The 25,435-nt window shown below is 46.1% G+C and carries 22 protein-coding genes; 4 read left to right on the top strand and 18 right to left on the bottom strand.

What is annotated here, in order from left to right; translation table 11 throughout:
- Positions 1-3: 3 nt before the first annotated feature.
- The 10 genes from RIF36_RS23950 to RIF36_RS23905 all read right to left on the bottom strand — a co-directional run bounded on the left by RIF36_RS23950 (position 4) and on the right by RIF36_RS23905 (position 15,845).
- Positions 4-3,324 carry a SusC/RagA family TonB-linked outer membrane protein gene (locus RIF36_RS23950; protein ID WP_350120063.1) on the bottom strand — a complete coding sequence of 1,107 codons (3,321 nt, stop codon included), beginning with the start codon at positions 3,322-3,324 and terminating at the stop codon, positions 4-6.
- Between the two features lie 370 nt (positions 3,325-3,694).
- Positions 3,695-4,324, bottom strand: coding sequence for a response regulator transcription factor (locus RIF36_RS23945; protein ID WP_151998858.1), 630 nt, complete (start codon positions 4,322-4,324; stop codon positions 3,695-3,697).
- 192 nt (positions 4,325-4,516) lie between these two features.
- Positions 4,517-7,165 (bottom strand): ABC transporter permease, encoded by a 2,649-nt coding sequence (locus tag RIF36_RS23940; protein WP_350120066.1) that lies wholly within the window; start codon positions 7,163-7,165, stop codon positions 4,517-4,519.
- Positions 7,158-9,794, bottom strand: a complete 2,637-nt coding sequence (locus RIF36_RS23935; protein ID WP_350120069.1) for an ABC transporter permease — start codon at positions 9,792-9,794, stop codon at positions 7,158-7,160. Before RIF36_RS23935 ends, RIF36_RS23940 begins: the two co-directional genes overlap by 8 nt.
- Positions 9,794-10,126, bottom strand: coding sequence for a PadR family transcriptional regulator (locus RIF36_RS23930; protein WP_350120072.1), 333 nt, complete (start codon positions 10,124-10,126; stop codon positions 9,794-9,796). Before RIF36_RS23930 ends, RIF36_RS23935 begins: the two co-directional genes overlap by 1 nt.
- Before the next feature lie 302 nt (positions 10,127-10,428).
- Positions 10,429-11,091: a transposase gene (locus tag RIF36_RS23925; protein WP_350120075.1), complete on the bottom strand. Its 663-nt coding sequence runs from the start codon at positions 11,089-11,091 to the stop codon at positions 10,429-10,431.
- Positions 11,092-11,224: 133 nt separating this feature from the next.
- Entirely contained in the window at positions 11,225-12,268 is a 1,044-nt protein-coding gene (locus tag RIF36_RS23920; protein WP_350120078.1) for a right-handed parallel beta-helix repeat-containing protein, read from the bottom strand.
- A 203-nt stretch (positions 12,269-12,471) separates the two neighbouring features.
- The gene (locus RIF36_RS23915) at positions 12,472-12,666 is read right to left on the bottom strand and encodes a hypothetical protein (RefSeq protein WP_350120081.1); all 195 of its coding nucleotides are present in this window, start codon (positions 12,664-12,666) and stop codon (positions 12,472-12,474) included.
- 174 nt (positions 12,667-12,840) lie between these two features.
- Positions 12,841-15,510, bottom strand: coding sequence for an ABC transporter permease (locus tag RIF36_RS23910; protein WP_350120083.1), 2,670 nt, complete (start codon positions 15,508-15,510; stop codon positions 12,841-12,843).
- Positions 15,507-15,845 carry a PadR family transcriptional regulator gene (locus RIF36_RS23905; protein ID WP_350120086.1) on the bottom strand — a complete coding sequence of 113 codons (339 nt, stop codon included), beginning with the start codon at positions 15,843-15,845 and terminating at the stop codon, positions 15,507-15,509. Before RIF36_RS23905 ends, RIF36_RS23910 begins: the two co-directional genes overlap by 4 nt.
- Before the next feature lie 203 nt (positions 15,846-16,048).
- On the opposite strand from RIF36_RS23905, the gene RIF36_RS23900 reads away from it, so the two are divergent.
- Complete coding sequence (locus RIF36_RS23900) at positions 16,049-16,306, top strand: DUF6364 family protein (RefSeq protein WP_350120089.1); 258 nt, start codon at positions 16,049-16,051, stop codon at positions 16,304-16,306.
- Positions 16,306-16,731 (top strand): type II toxin-antitoxin system VapC family toxin, encoded by a 426-nt coding sequence (locus tag RIF36_RS23895; RefSeq protein WP_350120092.1) that lies wholly within the window; start codon positions 16,306-16,308, stop codon positions 16,729-16,731. Before RIF36_RS23900 ends, RIF36_RS23895 begins: the two co-directional genes overlap by 1 nt.
- Here the strand turns inward: RIF36_RS23895 and RIF36_RS23890 are convergent, their stop codons facing one another.
- The 3 genes from RIF36_RS23890 to RIF36_RS23880 form a co-directional block, all read right to left on the bottom strand.
- On the bottom strand, positions 16,732-17,502 hold the full coding sequence (locus RIF36_RS23890) for a motility-associated ABC transporter substrate-binding family protein (protein WP_350120095.1): 771 nt from the start codon (positions 17,500-17,502) through the stop codon (positions 16,732-16,734).
- A gap of 177 nt (positions 17,503-17,679) precedes the next feature.
- Entirely contained in the window at positions 17,680-19,380 is a 1,701-nt protein-coding gene (locus tag RIF36_RS23885) for an FtsX-like permease family protein (RefSeq protein WP_350120097.1), read from the bottom strand.
- 45 nt (positions 19,381-19,425) lie between these two features.
- Positions 19,426-20,262 carry an ABC transporter permease gene (locus tag RIF36_RS23880; protein WP_350120100.1) on the bottom strand — a complete coding sequence of 279 codons (837 nt, stop codon included), beginning with the start codon at positions 20,260-20,262 and terminating at the stop codon, positions 19,426-19,428.
- Between the two features lie 166 nt (positions 20,263-20,428).
- Between RIF36_RS23880 and RIF36_RS23875 the strand changes: the two genes are divergently transcribed.
- Both RIF36_RS23875 and RIF36_RS23870 read left to right on the top strand, forming a co-directional pair.
- Positions 20,429-20,671: a DUF433 domain-containing protein gene (locus RIF36_RS23875; RefSeq protein ID WP_350072194.1), complete on the top strand. Its 243-nt coding sequence runs from the start codon at positions 20,429-20,431 to the stop codon at positions 20,669-20,671.
- Positions 20,671-21,030, top strand: a complete 360-nt coding sequence (locus RIF36_RS23870; RefSeq protein WP_350120103.1) for a DUF5615 family PIN-like protein — start codon at positions 20,671-20,673, stop codon at positions 21,028-21,030. The genes RIF36_RS23875 and RIF36_RS23870 overlap by 1 nt, the downstream gene beginning before the upstream one ends.
- Positions 21,031-21,185: 155 nt before the next feature.
- Here RIF36_RS23870 and RIF36_RS23865 read toward each other — a convergent pair whose 3' ends face one another.
- From RIF36_RS23865 to RIF36_RS23845, 5 genes are all read right to left on the bottom strand, one after another.
- Complete coding sequence (locus tag RIF36_RS23865) at positions 21,186-21,512, bottom strand: PadR family transcriptional regulator (RefSeq protein WP_350085268.1); 327 nt, start codon at positions 21,510-21,512, stop codon at positions 21,186-21,188.
- Positions 21,513-21,696: 184 nt separating this feature from the next.
- Positions 21,697-22,014 (bottom strand): Uma2 family endonuclease, encoded by a 318-nt coding sequence (locus RIF36_RS23860; protein ID WP_350120106.1) that lies wholly within the window; start codon positions 22,012-22,014, stop codon positions 21,697-21,699.
- A gap of 9 nt (positions 22,015-22,023) precedes the next feature.
- Positions 22,024-22,212, bottom strand: a complete 189-nt coding sequence (locus RIF36_RS23855; protein WP_350149687.1) for a hypothetical protein — start codon at positions 22,210-22,212, stop codon at positions 22,024-22,026.
- Positions 22,213-22,219: 7 nt separating this feature from the next.
- Entirely contained in the window at positions 22,220-22,777 is a 558-nt protein-coding gene (locus RIF36_RS23850) for a Uma2 family endonuclease (RefSeq protein ID WP_350120112.1), read from the bottom strand.
- A gap of 57 nt (positions 22,778-22,834) precedes the next feature.
- Entirely contained in the window at positions 22,835-25,435 is a 2,601-nt protein-coding gene (locus tag RIF36_RS23845) for an FtsX-like permease family protein (protein ID WP_350120114.1), read from the bottom strand.

Genomic DNA, 25,435 nt, shown 5'->3' with positions numbered 1-25,435 from the left:
CAATTAAAAAGTGAATCTTAGGTTAACACCATATCTCCTTGTCGTTGGGATAATTCCCAGGTCGATGCCCTGGGCGTTACCGCTCTGAAATGCACTCAATCCCTCCACATTACCCGTTCCCAGGGAGTTTGTTTCTGGATCAAAATTGAGGTCATCTGGGAAATTGAGGGCTTTGAACCATAGATTTCTACCTGACAACGAGATGTTAGCAGAACCAAAAGGTGTCTTGTTCAGGAGAGTCTTTGGCAAAGAATAGCCAAGAGAAATTTCCCTTAAGCGTATAGTGCTTGCGTCAAACACAGAGAACTCTTCTGGCCCTGAGCTCCCGAATGTGTTGATAAAGTACCAGTCGTTGACAGTAAGTGACGTTGTATTAGGAATAGTATTTCCGTTGTCATCGAGCTTCGCACTTTGCGTACTTGGATCGCCTACAACACCGGGAATTATAACCGTTACCTCACGGCCTCTTGGGCCTTCTGGCACCGTACCAGTTGTTAGGCCTCGGCCGTATACCTGATTGTAGGTTCCCGACCACATGTCGCCACCATCACGATAATCGAAGAGTACGTTCAGTGTTACTCCTTTAAAACTGAAGCTGTTAGTAACCCCCAAAATATAATTAGGGTTAGGGTCTCCGATGATTTGCTCCTCAGATGATTGAATGAGCTTTCCTGTGGCAGGGTCAACTAACAATTGACCGTCTTCGGATCTGGCAGCTACAGAGCCTTTGATCTGACCATATGGCAAACCTACAGCATGAACAACCCTTACGCTATTACCGAAGCCATTGATAAACACTTCATCCAGGCCTTCTGTCAGCTCTTCAACCACGTTACGGTTGCGGGTAAACGAAGCAAAAATATTCCAGTTGAAGCCGTTGGCCAGCGATACTGGCGTGAGATCCAGGCCAACTTCGATTCCCTTGTTGCTCACTTTACCGATATTGGACACGGCACTGTTAAAGCCAGAAGTCGACGGCACAGTAATAGCCACAATCTGGTCAGTAGTGTTTCGGTTATAATAAGTAAAGTCTATTCCTACCTTATTCTTGAACAACCTTAGATCGGTACCGATTTCATATTCAGTAGTAAACTCAGGTGTTAACAGTCCATTGCCCAAACCACCGGAAACAGTTTGTCCGTTGGTTCCAATAAAAGGAAAATCAACGAAGGCAATATTGTTACCAAAACCTGGCCCGGATGGGTTGGTATTGAACAACACTGACTGTGTGAGGTATGGCGATGGGTCACTACCCACTTTGGCAACGCCTACCCTTATTTTTCCGCTATTCAGGATGTCGTTAGAAATATTCAAGGCATCAGTGAAAATGAAGGATGAGCTTGCACCTCCGTAGAAATAGCTTCTCTTGTCTTTAGGCAGTGCCGACGTTAAATCATTCCGACCTGTTAGGTTAAGGAAAAGGTAGTCCTTGTATGAGAACGAAAGGTCAGCAAGGAAAGCCTGGTAGGCTCTTTCAGATTTATTTCCTCCAAAAGGCGTCACACTTTGGGTGTTGTCAAGATCGTTGATACCATCAACGATGATGCCGACTCCCTGAAATGCCTGACGATCCACCGTTCTAAGGTTAGCGTTGTGACCAACGATGGCCTTCAACCCAATATTCTCAGACAAGTCTCTTGAAACGGTGATAAGTAAGTTACCATCCAGCTCCATCCTTCTCAGGTCGTCTTTAATGATTCTACCTGTAGGGAACGCTGTATTGGTTCTTGGAAGCACCTCGAGTTTGCGGTCGGTAAAGCCGTTGAATCCAACTTTGTAAGTCACGTTCAACCATTCGAAAACGTCGTATCCAATATTAAAATTTCCGAAGTACCTGTCAACATCGCTGGTATGCGGAGCGTGATGGGCCAAGAAATAAGGATTGTCGTTGTCAGGGCGATAGAAAGCCTGATTGCCATTGGCATCCTGATAAGGTAGCCCTTTTACATTTACGTTTGGTGGCGTGAAAAGCAGACGCTGTGTTACAGATGGCCCGCCCGAGAACAAACCTGTTGACGGAGGCGAGGTAAGATCAGTATTTACGTACGTCATGCTGCCGCCAATGAAAATGCCATTGTCCAGTGTGGTGTTGCCACCAAAGTTCATGCTGGTTCTGGTCACTTCGTTGTTGATGACAATTCCCTGGTTGTTCATTCTGGAAAGACCCGCTACGAAATTGGCCTTGTCATTGCCTCCTGAGATATTCACGGCTGTTTCAAGCACCCCGCCGGTTTGGAAAAAATCCTTTGGGGTATTGTAACTACCTAGTAGCACGGAATCATTCGCAAACTGCGGAAAGTAAGGTGTATTATTCGGATTGCTGTAGCGGTCATATGGGTGAGCTACCCAGGGACGCCCCGTGGCTGGATCTATACTTTTGATCAGGTCGGCATTCTCCTTTACCTGCCATGCAGGGGAATTCAAATCGAAAGGAGCACCCCATGTGCCGAAGTTACCATCAACGTAAAGGAAGTTGTTTCCCTGCGTATACTGGGTTTGATAATCAGGCAAATTGGATACTTTCTCAGTAGAGTAAGAAGTGTTTACACTGATTTCCATCCCCTTACGGGTTCCTTTTTTACCAGCTTTAGTTGTCACCACAATCACACCATTCGCAGCCCTTGAGCCGTAGAGGGCCGCAGCTGCAGCACCCTTCAACACTGTCATCGACTCGATGGTGTTGGGGTCAAGATCAAAAGAACGGTTGGACGTAGTGGTTTGGCTGGTAAATGAGCCAGTGGCATAGGTGGTATTGTCAAAAGGCACACCATCCACTACCCATAGTGGTTGGTTGTTTCCCAACAGAGAAGAAGCTCCTCTGATGGTGATGTTTGAACCCTGGCCTGCCGCACCACCTGCGCCAATGATGTTGACGCCGGGTATTTTACCCTGCAAGGCCCTCAAAGCATCGGGCTCAGATTTTTGAGCAATCTGGTCGCTCTTGAGCTCTGTTACAGCATAACCAAGTGCTTTCTTCTCCCGCTCAATGCCAACTGCTGTCACAACAACTTCAGAGAGTTGTTTCACGTCGGACTCCATGGTTGCGTCGATGACGGAACGGGAGCCGATTTCAGTTTCCTGGGACAAAAGACCAATAAATGAAAAAACCAATGTCCCTCCCGATGAAGGAACGGTGATTTTGTAATTACCGTCAATATCAGTGACGGTACCAGTTGCCGTGCCTTTCAGCACCACGTTCACACCGGGTAGCTCTGTGCCGTCTTCGGCTGAGACTACCTTACCGGATACGGTTCGGTCCTGCGCCCAAACATGGGTTAATGCTGTCGCAGTAAACAAAAATGTAATCAGTAGAATTTTTCTCATAAGAAAATAATTGGATTGTAGTTAAAAATGATTGTGGCTATTAAGCCATTCGATACATACAGGTTATGCATGTCGCCTCGCTGTCCTTGGTTTTCGCTGCCGGAAAGAGTCCGCTACCTTAGCGGAAGTATCCAAGCTCAAATGTCAGCGAAGTGTTGCGGGATTAATTCCCCCTATTTGTGGGATTTTAAAATATGGAGCGTTCAATAATTCCAACAGAAAGCATGTTTCATTGAAAATACTATAATGAAAGTCCGCTTGAGAAAGCATGTGTACAAAGGAAAATTCCTTTGCAGGGGGAATAGAGCAAGCTGGAAAAGAAAAAAGCCTCTATAGAGGCTTTTTTCTAATTGTATATTCAGGTTGAAACTTAGATGTACTTGTTGTGTCGGCCTATCTCAATGGCGTTGGCCTTCGATTTTACTCCCAGCTTGATGTAAATGTTCTTGATATGGGTCTTGATGGTTTCCCTGTGAACGAATAATTCATCGGCAATTTGGGAATAGCTCTTGCCCTCGGCCAGTTTTTCCAGCACTTCAGTTTCCCTTCGAGAAAGCGGTGAGTCTGTGTTTCGTTGGAAAGATTCGATAACCATGCGTGATATTTCTTTGGAAAGAGGGGCGCCTCCCTGTAGCACTTCATCAATACCGTCAAGGAGATCGCTGTAGCTAACAGCCTTGGCCATGAAGCCTGCTGCACCTGCGTTGAACGATTGAAAAACTGATTCTTTGTCGGTATGCAGCGACACCACTATGATATTGGCCTTGGGAAGCTTTTTTTTGATTCGCCCAATGCCCTCAATGCCACTCATACCCGGCAGCTCCAAGTCCATCAATACTACATCTGGTGCGTCGCTTTCGATATTATCCAGGGCCTCTTCGCAAGAAGTATAGGTGTTCACGACGTGGTATTTAGAAATACTATCGATCAGTATCTTGTAGCCTTCTTTGATAACAAAGTTATCTTCAACAATGCAAATCTTGGTAGGAATGGTTGTCATAGTGTTTGACCACATACAATAAAAATTAGGCTAACTGGAAAGCAGCTATATCAAGCAAATCGATCACGGCCATAAAATACGGTTGGAATATGACCTTACTTACGCTTGGTAACAGCTTAGAGTTGCCTAACCCTCTACCGTAAACAGGGGGATTTTTGCTCCCCCTTGTATAAAGTTTTAATCAAATAGGTTCTACTCGTTCCTCAACGTCTCCGCCGGGTTAGTCCGGGCAGCTCTCACAGTTTGAGAGCCCACAGCCAGCGCAGCAATGCCAAAAACAACCAGAACACCTCCAAACAACTCCAGGAAGCCAAAGGTCGCTTTGTAGGCAAGGTCGTTAAATACTATCTGATTGAAGAAATACCAGGTAGCAGGCACAGCAATAGTGGCAGAAATAAGCAAAAGGAAGATAAATCCTCTGCCAAGCAGGAACACCAGGGCCTGTTCAGATGCACCAAGCACTTTTCTTATGCTAATCTCTTTTAGCCTTGTTTCCGTTGTGAACACCACCATTCCCAGCAAACCTAACGAGGCGATGGAGATAGCAAGGAAAGCCAAAAAGCCAATGATCTTTACCATTACAAGGTACTCCTCATACGATTTCTGAATTCTGTCGTCGTAAAACTCCGCCTCAAAAGGATGGATGGCGTCCATCTCATCCCATTTGCTTTCAATTTTCTCCATTGTGCCAGGAATGTCGGACGATGAAATCAGCGCATTGATCACATAGTATTGATCTGCTTTGTAGCGGTAGGCAAATTCTTTGATTGGCGAATCTATCTTGCCATAGTGAAAGTCCTTTACCACACCTACTATCTTCACGTCCTTATCATCCACTTTCAGGGTCTCCCCTATAGCATCCAATGGCTCTCCAATATTGAATCGCTGGAGAAGCTTTTCATTAACAATAATCTGGCTCTCTGCCGAACTATCGGACTGTTGGATGAAATTCCGGCCAGCAATGATCTCCAGCCCATGGATGGGTATGTAGTTTTCGTCAATACCGTTGTAATGTATGCTGGCTGAATCCAGAGGGTCCTTGTATTTGGCTTTTGTGCCCCAGTAACTACCAACGCTTGTTACAAGTGTTGACGCCGACATATCAGTGATTTCTGGAATTTCAGATAATGCGGTTTTCACTTTTTCGACGTCATTACCCAACAGATCTATATTGAGGATGTTATCCGTTTTATACCCAAGGTCAAAGTTGACAGCGAAATCGTATTGCTTGTAGGCCATGGTAGCACCGATAATAAAAGCAAGAGACAGCGTGTACTGAAAAACGATAAGCACCTTACGGAAAGTGACGTTGCCAAACAGCTTCAGAGATGAAACATTTTTCAGCACCTTATGCACGCTGATTCTGGAAAAAAACAGAGCTGGAAAGAACCCTGCCAAAACTCCCGTCACAATGGCCAGCAGCAGGAAGTAAAAGAATGTCAGTGGGGAAGGGAGAAGAGTGATCATTTCACTTATCTCTTCACTAAGGCCTAAAAAGCGGGGCCGAATAGCTGTGTAGTACAGAATAAAGGCAAAGACCAGCGACAGCCCGGAAATAACGACTGCCTCCAGAATGAACTGCCCAAAGACGTTCCCCCCAGAAGCGCCTATCACTTTGCGAATACCCACTTCTTTGGATCTCCTTAAAGAGCGGGCAATGGACAAGTTGGTATAATTAAAGCAAGCCGAAACGAGTACCACAAAAGCTAAAACAGTGATGATCCAAACCATCTTCAGTTCAAAAGACGGCCCTATTTGATTGCTGAGATCCTCGCCAGGCACGATTGCTGACATGGGCTGTAGCCATAGGTTAATCGTGGTGTGCTCATCCACCTCATTTTCCTCAGCACTTATTTGGTCAAGGCTTGCCTGAAGGGCTTCCATGTCTTGATCAGGCCTCACCACCAGGTAGATGTAGTTGGACCACATGTTGTTCCAGCGGGTCAGCCTGGTCGACTCTTCATTTTCCTTTTCTTTAATTTCGTATGTGGAGTAAGAGGCCACCACTGGTGCCCGCAAATGAGAATTTCCAGGCATGTCCTCCATCACTCCGGTAACAGTGTAGCTATCCTTGTCGTTGAGCTTGATCAGCTCTCCGACCGGGTCTTTGTCATCGAAAAGCTTTTTGGCCGTTGTTTCATCCAGCACAACGGAATAGGGTTCTTTAAGCACGGTGGCTCCATCACCTTGTTTTAGCTTAAATGAAAACACTGAAAAGAAGGATGGCTCCGCATAAAGCCCCTCAATGGCAATTATTTTGTTATTGTAGGCTGCATCTCCACGAAAGTTTCTGGTTATCAGCACCATTTCTTCAATGCCGGGAATATCACTTTTGATCCGGCTGGCTGCCTGAATAGAGGTAGAAGCGAATTTGCTTTGGTCCTCCTGCAGCCGTTGATAAGTATTCCCAACCCGATAAATCCGGTCATACTTTTCATGGAAAGTATCGAATGAATAAATGTCCGTGAGGAAGGCAATCATGAGCAGCCCGACTGACATACTGATGGCAAGTCCCACCACATTGATGGTGCTGAAAAGTTTGTTTCGGGCCATGCTACGGACCGAGGTCTTGAAGTAGTTGGATAGTAAGATAAACTGATTCATTCCTTTAAATATTTGAGGTTTTTGAACTGTGTATAGTCTAAAAAACTTGAGTACGTCAATGATGTAAATGAGCCTCGCATACCCCACCCCTTTGGCTTCCCTGTTTCGTTCGAAGTACTCCAGCAGGTCACCCTGCAGGTCTTCGTACAGCGACGGTCGGCAGTACCATTCGAGCAAGCGGCTGGCCCATTTTGGAGCGCCGCCGGTGCGGGGTGATATGTGACGGCGCTTACTCATTCCGAAGTACTTGAGCGGGGTTTGTGCGGGCAGCTTTCATTGTCTGACTAACGATCATAAGAAAGGCTATCACCAGCACACCGATGACTCCGCCGAAAAGCTCACCAGCTCCGATCGGGGCGTGAAAAGCAAATTGAGCCAGCACTACCTGGTCGAAAAACAGATAGGTAACAGGAATTGCTACCGCCGTAGCTATCCCAAGCAGTAAAAGGAAGCCCCGGCCCAATAGATAAATGAGGCTACTTTCGCCAGCTCCCAGCACCTTACGGATACTGATTTCTTTGAGGCGTGTTTCGGTGGCGAACACAACCATGCCAAACAAACCCATGGAGGCGATGCAAATTGCCAGAAAAGCCAGGAAGCCGATCACCTTGAGCATCACAGAAAACTGGCTGTAAGCTTGCTCAATCTGTTCGTCGTAGAACTTGGCATCCAGCGGGTGAACCGGATCTATTTCATCCCAGGTCGATTCCAAAGAAGCCATAGTAGCAGCCCAGTCGGTCGTACTCACCTTCACATTCAAATAGCCATCGGGTTGAGCTTCGTATCGCAGCACAGTGGGCTCAATAGGGTCTTCCAGGGTTTCATAATGGAAATCTTTCACCACGCCAATAATCGTTAGCCGTTTGCCTTCGATAGTCAACACTTCACCTACCGCTCCTGTCACATCATTCTGGGCAATATCAAAACGAGCCAGCAGCTTTTCGTTGACGATGACTTCTGTTTCAGTGGCACTTTGAGCTTTCGCCGCAAAGTTCCTCCCTGCCAACAGTGTATAGTGATGCAGTGGCAGGTATTGCTCGTTGATCCCGTTTTGCCACACAAAACCAGAGTCTCCCTGGTATTTGGCCTGTGTACCCCAGGTCGAGCCAAGAGAAGTAATGATGGCTGATTTCGATATTAGCTCGACTTCCGGCAACTCTGCAATACGGGCCTCCACTATTTCAGGCTTATTATTTTGCAACCTAATGTTGACGATGTTGCTTGTCGAAAATCCAAGGTCGTAGGATAGCATGCCCTTGTATTGCAAAAACCCGATAAGCGTAGTAGTAATAAAAATAAGTGAAAAGACATATTGAACCACGATAAGCGATCTCCGCAGACCAAGTCTCTTTGAAGAGAGGATGGCAGAAGCCCCCTTTAGTACAGCAATGGATCGGGTTTTTGCAAAGAAAAATGCCGGCAGCAAGCCAGCCACAATTCCTATGACAACAGCAAATGCAGTAAATGGCACCAGCATTTGTAGAGAAAGGTCTAGCGACACCAAATTTGATATGAAGCGATGAAGTGAAACAAACTGCTCTTTGAGCAGCAAGAATAATCCGAACGAAATCAGTAAAGCCAATAATGAAATCAATACCGATTCGGTCAGGAATTGGGCGACTACCTGGCCTTTGGACGCCCCTACCACCTTCCGAATGCCCACTTCCTTTGACCGACGGAGCGCTCTGGCTATGGATAAATTGGTGTAGTTAAAACAAGCCGAGATAATCACCACAGCTCCCAGTCCGATCAGTATCCAAAGGGCAATGGCATTCATTGTTGACCCTGTTTCGTTGACATAGTGATGCCCTACAGCGATGTCGCTAAGGGGCTGTAGAAAAAGATCTATCCTCCGGTTCTCCAACGCCGCATTTTCGGTTTCGCTTATCTTATCAAGCTTTTCCTGTATCGCCATCAAATCGCTTTCTTCTTTGACGGTCATGTAGGTATGGCTCATGTAGATATTCTCCCAATTGTAGAAGCCACCGTCCATGTCTGGCTCTTCGGCCGCCACTGTCGCAAATGAAGCCAGTGCGTCAAACCGGATATGCGAAAGTTTGGGAACGTCTTCCAACACGCCGGTCACCTGATAACTAGCGGTGTCGAGCTTTACAATTCGCCCCACGACGTCTGTATCATCAAAAAGTTTTCTGGCAGTCGTTTCCGTCAGCACAAGAGAGTTAACCTCCTTCAGCGCAGTGACCGGGTTCCCCTTCAAAAGCTTAAATGAAAACACATCCAGAAATGACTCGTCGGCCCAAAATCCACCTACCTGGATCACCTTGTCACCAACTCTTACATCTCGCCCAAAGCCCCTTCTCATGGTGGTGAGGCTCTCTATTTCAGGCACTTCTTCACGGACATCAATTCCAGCCTTCACAGACGTGGTTGCCAACTCCATAATAGACCCGTTCGAGCGCTGATCCTTGGCAATGAGCCTGTAGATTCGGTCTTTGTTTTCGTGGAAGTCGTCGTAAGAAAGCAGGTCTGACACGAAGGCAATGATGAGCAAACCGACCGACATACTGACTGCCAGCCCCACGACGTTGATAGCGGTAAAGAGCCGGTTGCGGGTCATGCTCCGCACCGATGTTTTGACGTAGTTGCCAAAAATGTAAAACTGATTCATCCTTCTTAGTATTTGAGGTTTTTGAACTGTATATGGTCTAAAAAATTTGAGCACATCGATGATGTAAATGAACCTGGCGTAGGTCAGCCCTTTCGTCTCCACATTCCGCTCGAAGTACTCATGCAGGTCGCCTTGTAGGTCTTCGTACAGCGAAGGCTTGCAATACCATTCGAGCAAGCGGCTGGCCCAGGGGGGCGGTCCGTCGATGCGTGGCGATGATGACTGCTTTGTCTTCATCAAATCCCCTTAAACACGATGTCCGGAATCAGGCTCCACAGCTGGTCACGCTGTTCCTTGGCCTTGAGCAAGGTAGCCTTGCCTCCATTGGTAACGCTGTAAAAGCGCTTTCTTCTACCTCCCCGCACATTGGTTGCTTCACCCAGTCCGCTTTTCACGTAGCCTTTCTCCTCCAGCCTGTTCAAGACAGCGTGCACCACTCCCAGCTTCACCTCTCTACCAGTGTGTTTGGTAAGTTCGTCACAAACTGCCACACTGTAGGCCTCCTCCATCAGGGCCGCTATCGTGAGCAACACAAGCTCTTCAAATTCTCCTAAGTTGGTACCCTTCATTTGTCTGACTATTCATTTGTTCATTAAATGTATGTAAAATGATTTTAATTTATTCACTGTTTGTATGTAAAATATTAGGGAGTGACAAAAAAACCAGATAGTGATTGCTAGCTTAGGAGCTAAAAAATTGGAGGTTAGGTTTACAACCGGGATATATAGTTTTACTTCTCAGTCAGCATATGAATCTGGATGACATGGGTTGAAAGGGTATAAATGACAGGTTGAAAACCTGCGGTACTGAGTACCCCGGGTTTCTAACCCGGCTAGTCAATACCCTCTTCCATACAATCGTAGGGATTGAATCACATAAACTCATTGTAATCCGGCTTGATATAATTCCATTTCCAATCTTTTGGCGATTTACAAAAGCCAGCTTTTACTGGATTGTTGATGATGTAGGAAATAATCCTTGAAAGCTCGTTTCTGTCTCTGACCAGTCGATCAAAGCTTTCTTCTTGCCAAAAACGGCCCGTTCGATTCAATAGCTTGTTGCATTTGTTGGCTGAATGACGTTTAATGGACTGCATAACATTATTAAGCATAACCTTCTCACCATCTTCAACTTCGTCAGGCCTGAATGTCCGAAGAACTGAGTGAACGTGATTTGGCATAACGCAAAAGCATATGACCTCTATCTTTTTATTATCCCAAAAAAATAAGCTCTCAGCAGCAACGCTGGCCAACTTATCATCACGAAAATGAAAAGGCCCATCCTTTCTACTATCAAGGTATCTTTCTTGCTTTAACAAAAACTTCCTGTCGACCATATTTTTTAATTCGGCGTGCGAAGCTTTTGATTCTTCACCCACTAGCTTCATTAACTCATCTTCATATTCTCTTCTCCACTGTTCATTCACCTCCCTGGGTACTGCGCCACAAAGCATATATGTTACAAAGAACATCCCACCAACCGGTTGCAGATGCGGAAGGTTACGTCTGTAAAAGGTTTTGCTTTTGTTTGACATCAAAGTGGTATTTAGTCCTACCCTAAAATAAAAAAACTTCCCAAAAGCATAGAGGCTCCTGAGAAGCGGTAACTATCAAAATACCTTTTTGCCGGGTTGAAAACCCGTGGTACCGCTTACTGCTGGTCGTCTATTACATCCCAGACGAGCTCTTGGGCTTGTTAAATATCCCGGCATTCAACCCATACCCAACAGACTCAGGTGTAAGGTGCAAATAGTTGACGGGATAGGCTGGCTCCTTCCTGATCACAAGCTCGGCCTCTCCCTTTTTCACAACATTCGTTTCCACGAAATTCTTATTGTTGGTTGTTTCCACCAGCCCATTGCTACCATAGTAGCCCATATAGTGCTCATTGTCTACCATAACGCAATCGATAAACTTATAAGCCGGGCTGGAGCCACCTGGCCTAACCCACACATAATTACCACCAGCAATCACATTGTTTTTGAAAGTAAACCGCTCTACCGGCCCCATCCACACGGCGCTTTCATTCGCTCCATAGATGATGCTATTGGTGACTGAGAAGTCTTCTACCGAACGGAAAAGCAGAATGGCGTTCCTACAGTTGTAAAAGATACAATGGTCGATACTGGTCTTTGGTCCCTGGGCCCAAATAGCGCCCTGAATCTGAGAGCTGTGCACCTCGGATACGAAGTAACATTGAGACACCACCATGTCTCCGATTGTTTCGTCTTCTTTAGAAATGGGATAATAGTAAGTCACATCTGGCCGGGCACTTCCCAGAAACTTCAAGCCACGGATGGTGACATGGCTTGTTGCCACCAGCAGACCTGTGGAATGTACAAACTGAGTGCTGGAGTTATTGCTGGAAATGGATTGAATCACCGGCATTTTAGTCGGAAGCCAGTCTTCGTCGTCAGGCATCACCACCGCTTCTACCGTGAACCTAGTTGTGTCGTTAAGCATCCGCAACGGGTGGATGGCGACCTTGTCGGTGAGAGAATACAAACCCGGAAAAAGTTTAATGGTGATCGGCGCACTACCCGTAAGTTCATTGGCTATGGCTACTGCCTTTTCCAATGACGCATAGGGTGCAGACTCAGAGCCGTCGGCTGCATCATTGTCAGCGTCAGGATTAACATATAATGTCTGAGCCAATGCAGCGCCCGCCTGTAAGAGTAAAGAAAGAGAAAGGGTAAAGAGTAATTTTTTCATCGCTTTTGATTTTTGTGTTTTTGCGATGCAAGTAGTAGTTGCCATACCCCTTTCGCCATTCAAGCGCTGTTCAAGTTCCTGCAAGAGCGTCACAATGCTGTTCAAAGCTGCTCAAGCCAAGCCCCTGCCTTCACAAAAAAAGCCTTGAGTAAATCCAAGGCCCGCATGCAATCAAAAGCTGTTACTAACCACGAAATCTTCGGTCAGGAAATTTCGTTTACTTTTCTCTCCAGGGCAGAGAGCCGTTCTTCCAAATCGTAGTAGTTCGACTCTATGAATTCGTAAAACTCGTAGTTGCGTTTGTTCAAATCCTCGAACCCTTGCTGAAGAAATTTGATACTGGCATCTATCTGATTCTTGTGCCGTTCGAGTTCCCTTTTGAATTCACTACGATCCATAGTCACTTTATTTATACGTAAAGTACGTTAATTATCACTTATTCGAAAACAACCTGTGGGATGGGTAAAAAAATCATCACTTCCGGGTAATCAACCAGAGGCATTTTTGCACATAAAAAAGCCCCGGAATTCCCGGAGCTCTTTCCTTACCCATTTATTTGCTTATTATTCATGCTATTCAGATCTCAAACTCTTAATCGGGTTCATTCTGGATGCCTTGATGGACTCAAAGCTGATGGTTAGCACCGCAATACCCAAAGCTATCAATCCGGAAAGAGCGAAAACCTCCCAGGTGATTTCTGTACGGTAGGCATAATCGTCCAACCAGCTTTTCATCAGGTACCATCCCAGAGGTATCGCCAGTAAGAGAGAAATGAACACCAGTTTAATGAAATTCAGGGTCAGCAGGTTAAAGATGACCCGACCAGAGGCACCGAGCACAATTCGAATGCTGATTTCTTTGCCTCGTTGCTCTACCATGTAGGCAGACAAGGCGAACAGACCAAGACAGGCTACAACAATGGCGAGCACAGCGAACGTAGTGAATACCCTACCCATAGTTTGCACATCCTCGTACATCCGGGCATAACTCTCATCAAGAAACGAATACCTCATCGGTTGATTGGGAGCAAAGTCGTCCCAAACACTCTTGATCGAAGCGAGGACCTCCTTCATATCGGAAGAGCTCACTTTGACAGATACCACATCACCCCATTCTCCATATACCATGGTGAGGGGTTCGATCTTGCCTTTGAGCGACTCAAAGTGAAAATCTTCCACCACACCAATAATAGTATAAGGCTTCCAGTTTTGTATTCTTTCACCGACCGGTTGTTCAAAACCAAACTCCCTTACAAAAGCCTGATTGACGATAATGGATGAGGAATCAGCGGCCATACCCTGTATAAAGTTTCTCCCATCAACAAGCTTCATACCCAGGGTGCCCATATAGTCGCTGTCGACGTACCAGCGTTGAGCTCCCACAGCCTTGTCTTCTTTGGACTTTCCTTCTCTCCAAAAAGGGTTACCATCACGTTTGGTGCCAGAGATAGGGAGGTAGCCACTTATTGCTGCATTCTGGACGCCTGCCAGGCTGGCAAGCTCCGTTTTCAGGGTTTTTACTCTATCCCCTAGCGTATTTGCCCCCTGAATCAACACCACATGCTCCTTATCAAAACCGATCTTTTTATTGAGGATATACTGCATTTGGCGATAAATAATGAAGGTGCCAATGATCAATACAATAGATGTGGTGAATTGAAATATTACCATCACACTTCGCATTCTGGAGCTTTTGCTTCCTCTGCTTAGGCTGCCTTTTAGTACGTCGATGGGCTTAAATGCTGACAAATAGAAGGCTGGGTAAAGACCAGCGAGTATGCCTACTAAAACTGCGGAGCCAAAAAGTGTAGGAATGAACCACCACTCCAGCCAGGGGATGGTAAGCGATTTATCGGCCAACTGATTGAAGAATGGCATACCTATCCACGCCAGCAAAACACCAACTAGGAACGACACAAGGCTATAAAGAGTTGACTCGGCAAGGAATTGTCTGACAAGGTGGATTTTGAATGAACCCACGACCTTTCTCATTCCCACCTCTTTCGCCCTATTGGCCGACTTAGCGGTGGAAAGGTTGATAAAGTTGATGCAGGCCAGCAGAAGAACGAAGAATGCTACCCCTCCAAAAAGCCAGACAAACTGGATATCGCCCGTTTCAACATTGGAATGAATACCGTCGGAATATAGATAAACTTCCGCTATCGGCTGAAGCCTGAAAAAGTGGTTCTTCTTTACTTCTTCAGCCGACTGATCACCGTTTTTCTCCAGGTGGCCAACATAATGAGTATCCCTTACAGCAAGGAGTTTAGTCTCCAGCTCCTTTGGGTCAGTCCCTGGCTGTAGTTCGAAATAGATGTTGTAGTTCCAGCAACACCAACTGGTTTGCTCGCCTTCCCAGAATTCTAATCCAGTCAGTGTGATCAGATAGTCGTATTGCAGGTGAGTGTTGTTGGGAAAATCCTGCATTACCCCTCCCACTTTGTAGGGAGTTTTCTCATCGTCATTCAAAATAATCGGCTTACCCACCGGGTCTTCATCGGGGAAGTACTTGTCGGCAACTGTTTTTGAAATCACAATCGAATAAGGATCGGCCAGGGCATTTTCAGTTTGGCCATATACCATAGGTATTTGAAGAATGTCAATCAAGCTTTGGTCGGCATAGGCAAAGCCTTCTTCATACGTATTTTGCACTTGGTCGCCTCTGCGGAACAAATTACTGCCAGCATTGAACCACCCCGGGTAGGGAATCAAACGACCAGCTTTGACTACCTCCGGAAAGTCGGCTTTGAAAATCCCTGCCGTAGGCGCAGGGAAAGATGTCCATTTGTTGACTTCGCCTTCTGAGGCAAATTCGTTGTAAGCCCTGTAAATCCTGTCTCCATTTCCATAAAAGTTGTCATAACTTAACTCCTGTCGGATAAAAAGGCTGATCAGGATACAAGCTGCTATGCCAAGTGCAAAGCCACCTATTTTAATCGAAGTGTACATTTTTTGCCTGCCCATACTTCTCCAGGCTACTTTCAGATAGTTTTTAAACATGGCTGCTGTATTTGAGTTTTGTGACTTCTTTGTTTTTTTCAAGGCAAATGGCTGGAGAAACTGTATTACATTCCAGATGAACAGCCAGTCGGCTTTCCGCCTGCCCGCTTTGGTGAAGCGACGATTGTAGAGCTCCAGCATATCGCCCAGCACTGCATCACACAGGTGGTCGTTGCAGAATCGGCGAAAGAAACTGATAGCCCAATTGGGCGGCCCTGCATTTTTTGGAGTCGACTGGCTCATAGGCTATTTCCTTCCCACACAATCTTGGGCACCTGATTCCACATGGCATTGCGGAGCTCTTTGGACTGCTCCAACACTTTAGCACCCGCATGAGTGAGCTCGTAGAGCCTTTTTTCTCTGCCTCCCCTGCTTTCGGTGGCTCCTCCCATCTTGGATTTGAGATAGCCTTTGTCTTCCAGCCTCACCAAAGCTTTGTGCGCCGAGCTGAGCATCACATTGCGGCCTGTTTGCTTTTCCAGCTCATCTACAATAGCCAAACCATAGGCGTCGTCGTATAAAATACCGACTGTGAGCAAAACAAGCTCTTCAAATTCTCCAAGGTATGTTTCCTTCATTTGCTTATTTGTTTCACCTTTGCCTATAGTACCTGGCGAAAAGTGAGAGGTTGCAGGGGGATGAGAAAAAATCGCCAGAAAATTCAAAACAAAAACGGCCATGACAAAAAGTGGCAGTTTTTGGAGAAAATATCTTCCCCCAACTCTTTCTTTACTCAACGAGCATACGTATATTTATGTATATAAAAATACGATTCACACGTATGGAGAAGTTAACATTAAGTGTTCGTGATAAGAGCAAAATAAGCTGGGCCAAGTCCTTCGCTAAAATGAACAATACCAGCCTTAGCCAATTGTTTGAGACTTATATTGATTCATTGATACAATTTGATGAAAAAAAAGTGAAGCTTAGCAAAGAAATTAAGTCTTTGAAACAACCTGGTCAAAGACCTGATGCAAAGGAAATTGAACGCCACCTCCAACAACGAAGGAATAGAGTGGGCAAATCATCCATGAAATAATGAAGAGATTATTCCTTGACGCCAGTGTCTTAATAGCCTTTCACTTTAATGATGCAGAAAGACGGCAGCAGAAAGCCATTGATTTCATTTTCTCAGAAATTGAAAAACAACGATGGGAGGGCTATATCAGCCTCATTACTTTCTATAAATTGCTCTACTTTATTGACAAGAAGATCAACAACCCTAAAACTGCCGCCCAGCGTGCTTTTGCCTATTTAAGCTTACTTCAATTGACTCCATTCGACCCAGAAATGCTTTTGCAACAAAAAGTGGAGCTATGGCCTGACTATGAAGATGGACTTCAGCATGCGTGCGCCAGAAGTGGCTTCTGTGACGTTCTTATCACCACCAACAGCACCGATTTTTTTGCTTCTGAATTGCCTGTTATTGATCCACTTAATTTTGTTCTGCAATACGGCCTATAACTATTCCAACAACCAGCCCAGCACTGCACCCATAAATTCACTGCACTGGTAATCGTCCACTCCATTCCAACTCGTCATGTACAGGGGAGTCATTCCATCACCCATCGCTATCACTTTCCCTCTATTACCAACCGTAGTGAAAACCCCGAAAGGTTTCTTAGTTTGGCTATTGAAGCAGAAGGGGGTGCCGCCTTGCACCACACGCCCACCATGGTAGGTGATTTTCAGTGGGCTTTTGATGACTGGCGTAGGTTTGGTAAAGCCTCCCGACAGAGAGTCGGTGCTATTTTCGCCAAACTGGATGCCAAACGGACGTATCAAATCATTGGTATTGGTTTGCTTAAGCGTCGACCAATAGTCCTCCTCCATCACCAGGAACAAGGAACCTCCTTTTGACACATACTCAGTGATGGTCTTTACTTCAGCCGCACTATACGTACTTGACGGAATGTGAATGAACAGCAAATCACACTTGGCAAGTTGTGCCGGCGTAATGGCTTCGTTAAGAAATCCAATCTGAGCGCCAAGGCTGCCGGCATTTTTACCCAACTGCCCCACAAGGTACTCCACTCTGGGCGCATCACTGCCAGCAGAAGGGTTCAGCTTGTTGGGGTTGTTGTAGAACTTCTGCCCATGAGCCACATCCACGAGGATGGTGTATTTGGCCGACTGACTCATTAAGCGGCTGGACGAAAGGATCGACATGACCATCATGAATGCAATTTTCCAGCACATGCGTCTGGTTTCGGCTGTGTTTCTTTGGTTTTTCATTTTCATTGAGTTTTTGTTTTGAACCTATTGGTATCAATTAATGAAAAGATCGTAGGTCTTGGCGTTCAAAGGCTGTTCAAGTTCATTCAAGATGGTATATATCAGGCGGCCTGGTGAAAAGCCACAAAAAAAGCCGTGACGACACGGCTTTGAAAAACTTACGAATAATTGAATTGCTTATTCATCCCGCAGGCATTTTGTTGGGTTTACCGACGCCACCCTTAAGGTCTGCCAGCCAACAATCACCCAGGCAATAGCCAGAGCCAAAGCTCCAGAAACAGCAAAATACCACCACTCCAAATCGATGCGGTAAGCATAGTTGTCGAGCCATGAGTCGGCAATGAAAAAGCTCAGCGGCACTGCGATCAGGATGGCCACCAGCACCATTTTACTGAAACTAGCAGAAAGCATATAAACAATCTGGCCGACACTCGAGCCCAGTATTTTGCGTATATCTATTTCTTTTAGCCTCCGCTCTGCGGTGAATGTGGCCAGGCCAAAAAGCCCCAGACAGGAGATCAGGATGGCAAGCCCGGCAAAATACTTAGACAATGTGCTTACCCTTTTTTCGGCTCCATATTGCTCCTGGTAGTCCTGGTCCAGAAATCGGTATTCAAAAGGAAAGCCCGGATTGAAGCCTTCATAAAAAGCCGCCAGCCGCTCAGTAGTCTCCTTTTCTTTCCCCTTCTCTATTTTCACCATAAACAGCCTGCCCCCATCTGAGTTGAGTCTAAAAAACAAGGGCTTCACAGGCGAGTGCAGCGATTCATAGTGGAAGTCTTTGGCGATGCCAATTATCTGCCTGTCCTCACCCCATAACTTGATGGTCTTTCCAATCGGGTCTTCCATGCCCATGTACTTGACAGCTTCCTCACTAAATATAATTTTTGAGCTGTCAGCACCAAACGACCGGGAAAATGCTCGACCCTCCTTCATTTGAATGCCAATGGTTTCCATCAGTCCATAGTTCACTGTCACATTCTCGAACTCTGTGCGGTCGTTTGGATCTTTGCCTTCCCATTCAACGCCCCAGGTGCCACTATTGTGTCCCGTCATGTCGTGCGAAGAACTGGAGGCATTGACGACTCCAGGCATATTTTTGATCTCAGCCAGGAACGTCTGTGTGGCTGACGGGTTATCGAGTTTACCCTCACGACGGAACAACATCACCTGATCCTTGTCGTATCCCAGGTTTTTGGATTGTACCATCTCCACTTGCTTGTAAACGATAAGTACCGAGGTGATCAGCACGATAGTAATCACAAACTGGAATACAACCAACCCCTTCCTGGCCCACAGCTCTCCTGCTGACGTGCTGAGTCTGCCCTTTAGCACTGCGGCCGGATTGAAGCCAGCCAGGTAAAAAGCAGGATAGCTACCAGCCAAAAGGCCAGTTACAAGGGTCACAGCAAGCAACGTCACAACCATGCTCAAGTCGAGTTGAAGGGCGAGTTGTTTGCCGGTTATCTCACCAAATTTGGGCAGAAGCAACAAGGTCAAAAGCACTGCCACCAACAAAGAGATAAACGCCATGAAGACCGACTCGCCGATGTACTGAAAAACAAGTGCCGATCTTCCGGCGCCCACGGCCTTTTTGATACCAACCTCCTTGATCCTTCTGGAAGCTTTTGCAGTTGCCAGGTTGGTGAAGTTGATACAGGCAATGAAAAGAATAAACACGGCGATAATGGAAAAGAGCCTCACATACTCAATCCGCCCTCCCGATTGCACGCCATTTTCATAGGTACCATACAAATACCTTTCGGAATAGCGGGTAATAAAGGGAGTCCTGTTGGTTTCTCCTTTGATCTTTTCGGCCACATAGGTCTTAAGTCTCTCATTGATGGCAGCCACGTCTGCTCCCGGTTTTAAAATCATGTAAGTCCCGATAAACGTATTGTACCAACTCCAGCCTTCTCCCTGTCAGCCTTTCAACACCTCAACGGGCAAAAGAAAGTCGAATTGCTGGCTCGATTTATTGGGCACGGTTTCAACAACGCCCGAAACAATGTATTTGTGGTTGTGATCAAATTCTACCGTTTTGCCTATGGCCTGATCAACGGACTGAAAGAGTTTTTCGGCCACTTCCTCCGTGAGAACAATGGAGCTTTTGTCGGCCAGCACTTTGTCTTTGTTCCCTATCAACAGCTTAAAAGAAAACACATTGAAGTAATCTTTCCCGACAAACCTATAGTCCGCCCTGATGGTGTTCTCACCCACCGTCAAAGCTGCATCTCTGTATGGAGTGACCTCCACCACATACTCTATTTCGGGCACATCAGCCCGTAAACTCTCCGCCATTGGCCCTGAATTACTTTCAGCTGTCCATATACCGAAGGTCTGCTCTCTGTTTTCAAGCACTTGATACAGGCGGTCATTGTTGGCGTAGAATTGGTCGACGTTCAGTTCATCGTTGACCCACAAATAGATTAGAAGTGTGCAGGTTAGGCCCGACGTCAGTCCAATGAGGTTGATGAGAAAGGCGCTTTTGTACTTCTTAAAATTTCGAAAGGCTAGCAAAAGTGTGTGTCGAAACATAGCGGTATAATTTGAGTTTTGAGTTTTCTTAAATGACTTGAGATTCCTTGGCCTGAATGACTTAACCACATCCCACACAAAGCGTCTTTTCGCCAGTGCGGTCGACCCTTCAAGCCTTTTCTCAAAAAGCTCAATAAGATCCCCTTCTATCTCATCGAGATAGTCTTCCCGGCAAAACCAGCGGAGGAAGCGGAGGGGATATTTGGGGGGTGAGGGGTTCATTTTTATCGCTTAACTTCTTCCAATTGGGTTGACCAGGTAAATAATGCTGTGTGGCCTCTTGCTTTTAAGGGTAGCAAGACCACAATTATTGATCCTGCCAACCGAATAATTCGCTTTTAATAACGTAAGCTGTATTTTTACTGTAAGACAGCAGTTTAAGTATACTATGGAACAACACGAACTAATCAGGCGCATCACAGTAAACCCGGAAATATTCGGGGGCAAGCCGATTATCCGGGGCAGAAGACTGGCCGTTGAACACGTGCTGGGAATGCTGGCCACCGGGGACACCCCTGCCACGATATTACAAGGATACGATTGGCTGGAAATGGAGGATATCCAGGCATGCTTACTATACGCACATAAGCTGGTGAGCCATGAGCGTATTGAGCTGACTCCTGCCGGATAATGGTTAAAGCTAAAGTTCTCCTTGACAGTTGTATGTGGTCGGGTGCCAGGGAGGAGCTTGCTACGGCGGGCTATGACGTGAAATGGATTGGCGATTTTCTCAAAGATCCTGGAGACGCTGCTGTTATCGAACTTGCTTTTGCGGAAAACCGGGTTTTGATCACTCTCGACAAAGACTTCGGGGAATTGGCCATATTCAGGGGTAAGCCGCACCGGGGTATCATACGCATTGTAAACTTCTCCGCACTTCAGCATGGGCAGGTCAGTATTAAAATTCTTGATAAGTATAAAAGTGAGTTGGAGCAGCAAGCCATCATTACCGTAGAAAAGGACAGAGTTCGCATCCGGGTAGACCAATAATGATTTTTTCGACGATCCACCGATAATGTACCTCCCCGTATACTTCTCAAAACGCACCAACAGATAGCCCGGCCGGAAGCCTATCTCATCGAGGTAGTCTTCCCGGCAAAACCAGCGGAGGAAGCGGAGGGGATATTTGGGGGGCTGCTTGCTACTCATCCAAAGGAGATTTTGGGAATCTGCTGATAGAGGCTTGTTCGCAAAGAATACTGGTTGTCGAGCAGTTTTTTACCCAGCGCAGTTATCACATAAAACTTCTTCCTTCTGCCTCCCCTGTCGCTGGTGATGCCACCGTACCGGGAGATGACCAAGCCTTTGTCTTCCAGCCGCTTCAACGTGACGTGAATGGCACTGATATTAACCTTCTTGTTCTGCTTTTCCTCCAGGTTCTCGAGGATCGTGACCCCATATGCTTCGTCGTGCAGAGCTGCCACCATGAGCAACACCAGCTCTTCAAATTCACCGATTGATTGTTCCTTCATTTGCCATTTTATTTACTTAACAAACGTGAAGATAATATATTAGTTTCAGTTTTGTTAAGTAAATGACTACAAAAAACAATAGCCTCTCTTCGAGGCTATTGATCACTTCCGGGAAGGTGTGGTAGAAAAATACGTTTTGATAATCGTTAGAACTTAAGCAAACTGCTCACTACAATGGCTTTTCCTAGCAGTATAATCTCGTCTCCAATTCCGAAATTCTGTTGACTTGAAAGCCCTTTCCAACCGGAGCAAGATGTACTGTTATCTGCTTCGTCGCAATGTCGATGATCCAATACTCCGGGACTCCATAATATGCATAGAGTAGCAATTTAACTTGTCTGTCATGACGTAGCGAAGAGTCAGCCGCCTCAATGATGGCTAACAAATCCAGCGGGCCGGGATGCGCCTGAGAATAGAAATCAGCTCTATATTTCAAAATGGAAATATCAGATTCCGGTTCGTTGTTTTCATCAAGTCTGACAGGGCTCTGAATCCCTATCACGGCTTGGCCTTAAAAATATTTCTTTAATATCCTGGCCAGGCTTTTGACAACGCTTCCATGTCTGCTTCCTATAGTAAGCAACTCATATATTTCACCGTTAATTAACTCCACACGATCTTCGGGCTTCAGGATGCCCACCTCAGCCATTTTGTAGTACTCGTCTACATTAATCAACCGCTTCATTACTTCTGTAGCCATATGAATCTCAAATCATTATTTCGCTAACCAGTATGTCCAAATCAATGAATGGAAGGGATACCTTACTGTCTATATTTTTGAACGAAGATGATTGGTATCTGCCTTTCCCCGGATCGCTATAAACCTCCAGAACGTTTTCTTTCAGGTTAATAATCCAATAAACAGGTATGCCTGCCAGTGCGTATGTGACACTTTTTACTTCCCTGTCAAACTGAAGTGAGCTATCAGCTACTTCTATAATAAGTAAAGCATCATTAGGCCCCGGAAATTGATTGACATAAAAATCACTTCGGGGCTTTAGCAAACAAATATCAGGCTCCGGTTCATTTCCCTCATTGATTCTGATGGGGTTCTGCACACTGACAATCACGCTTTTAAGTAATACCTCTTTCAAAAAGTTGCTGGCCTTATTAACTGCGCTATAGTGCTTATTTCCAATAGGACTCATCTCATATATTTCACCGTTAATTAACTCCACACGATCTTCGGGCTTCAGGATACCCACCTCAGCCATCTTGTAGTATTCGTCTACATTAATCAACCGCTTCATTACTTCTGTAGCCATAGCAAATCACTTTTACTAGTGAAATATACGAAATTCTCAGCTTTTAGGAATAGCCAACTATTCTGTCCTCAACGACTTCACCGGATCAGCCGTTGCTGCTTTGATAGCCTGAAAGCTTACGGTAGCCAGGGTAATCAGCAAGGCAATGGCACCGGTAATGGCAAAAACCGACCAGCTTATCGTAGATCGGTATACGAAGCTATCCAGCCAGCTGTCCATAAAATACCAGGCCAAAGGCATGGCAACCAGGCAGGAAATAACGACAAGCACCACAAAGTCTTTGGACAGCATTTGCCACAGGTTGGCTACCGAGGCGCCCAACACCTTGCGGATGCCAATTTCCCGGATGCGTTGCTCAGCTACAAAAGCTGATAGTCCCAACAATCCCATACAGCTAATCAGAATGGCCAGGCCAGCAAACACAAACCCGAGCTTACCAATTCGCTCCTCCTCTGCAAACTTGAGTGCATAAGCCTCGTCAGCAAATGTATAGTCAAAGGGTGTAGACGGGGTGAGTCTCGCAAAGACGTCCTGAATTTTCGGGAGGGCTTCGTGCGTGCTGACCGCTGGATTAAGGCGGATGTACAACCACGACATATCGAACTCTCCCAAGAACATGACTGACGGATCGGTGGGTTCGTAAGGAGAACCTTTCACCATGTCTTTTACCACTCCGAGAATGGTGTATGAACCCCTATCCTGCCATGTTAGCTCCTCGCCGACGGGATTTTCCAGCGCAAATAGCTTAGCGGCTGACTCATTGATGATGATGCCACTTTTATCGCTCGTTATGTCTCTGGAAAAGTCTCTGCCATCAACGAATTGCAACCCGACGGTTTTGCCGTACTCATACGTCACAAAAATCGTGTTAAATGTCTGCTCATATTTTTCTCCATGCCAGGCAAATCCACCATTCCAGCCCCTGGTGTCAGTCACCGAATAGTTGGCCTGGGCAATTTCCTCCACCATGCCTGTTTGCTTCAGTTCATTTCTTAGCACCAGGTACTTTCCTTTGAACTCCTTTGAAGCACTCCTCAGCGAGATCAAGCCATCCCGGGAGTAGCCAACGGGCCGATTCTTAGCATATTCCAGTTGCTGATACACTACCAGTGTGCCAATGATCAGGCTGATCGACACGGTAAATTGGATAACCACCAGCACCTTCCTTGGCAAAGAAGCCAAGCGCTCCGCTTTGAATGTACCCTTCAGCACTTTCACAGTATTGAGTGATGAAAGGAAAAGAGCAGGATAGCTACCAGCGAACAATCCCGTTGCCAGAACAATCGACAAAACGGCCAGCCAAAAGAGGGGGTTTGTCCATGGGAATACCATGGCCTTGGCTGCCACCACATTGAACCAGGGCAGCGTGAGCACTACTAAGAAAATGGCGACTATAAAGGCAAGTAAAGTGACCAGCATGGACTCACCAAAAAACTGCTGTATCAGCTGACTGCGGTGCGAACCAAGAGCTTTGAGTATCCCAACTTCCTTGGCACGTTTTTCGGACCTGGCTGTGCTGAGGTTCATGAAATTGATGCAGGCCAGCAATAACACGAATGCGCCAATAATGCCATTGTACCAAACGGCTTTCAGCCTCTGGCTTGTCACCGGCGTGCCGTTCTCAAATTCCGAATAAAGATGCCAATGGCTCATTGGCTGAAGAAATATTCTCGGCTCTGACTCTGCTGTTTCTTCGTCAACATGAGGAATCATTGCCTCAGCGATGGTAGCTGATATCTCATCAAACGAATGCTCTGGTTTGATTTGGAGATAGATGTAGGTAAAGTAATTATCCCACACATTGAGTGTTGTCCAGCCATTTACATATAGCTCGGCAGGTGCCAGGTAGGATGCTTCACTGAATTCGGAGTTTTTGGGAAGATCTTTGTACACACCAGTCACTTGCAGGCTGGTGGTGGCATCCATGGTCACCATCTCCCCAACAGGGTCTGCCTCGCCGAAAAGCTTGCCAGCAAGTGACGACGATAACATAATGGAGTTCATTTCTTTCAGGCCGGCCTGGCTGCCATACTTCATATCCAGAGTAAGGATTTGTGGCCCACCGTCCTGCATAAAGTAACCACTTTGTGAAAACTTCTTTTCTCCAACAGCAATAACCCGTTCCTCCAGCCTGGCTCTCACAAGTGCCACGTCTTCAAAAAAATCTCCATAGTCGGTCTTGAGTACAGAGGCAAGCCCCGGCGCATGAACCGTGCTGGCGAAACTGTCAAATTTATTGGTACGGTAGACTTTAGCGATAGTGTCGTAGTTATTGTGGTACTTATTAAAAGAGAGTTCGTCGTAGATCCACAGACTGATGAGGATGGCTACCGTCATCCCAGCCGCCAATCCACCAATGTTGATGAGAGAGTAGCCTTTGTTCCTGAGAAGGTTCCTCCAGGAGATTTTGAAATAGTGCTTAAACATGGTTGTATAATTTGAGTTTGACCTTATTATTCTCTTTAATGCAAATGGCCGCAGAAAATGGAGCACATGAAACCAGTAGAAAAGGCTCTGTTTCCATTTTGGCTGGTCGGCAAGCTCCAGATAGTATTCCTGGAGGTCGCCCAGGATTTCATCCAGCAGGTCGTCTTTGACGAACCATGAAAGGAGTTTGTCTGCCGATTTGGGAGGTCGTTGATTTTTGGACGCAGCCAT

It is taken from the genome of Imperialibacter sp. (assembly GCF_040222815.1).
In the GTDB taxonomy this organism is placed as follows: domain Bacteria; phylum Bacteroidota; class Bacteroidia; order Cytophagales; family Cyclobacteriaceae; genus Imperialibacter.
Note: the sequence above shows the minus strand (reverse complement) of the source record. Positions and strands in the feature narration are given on the sequence as shown.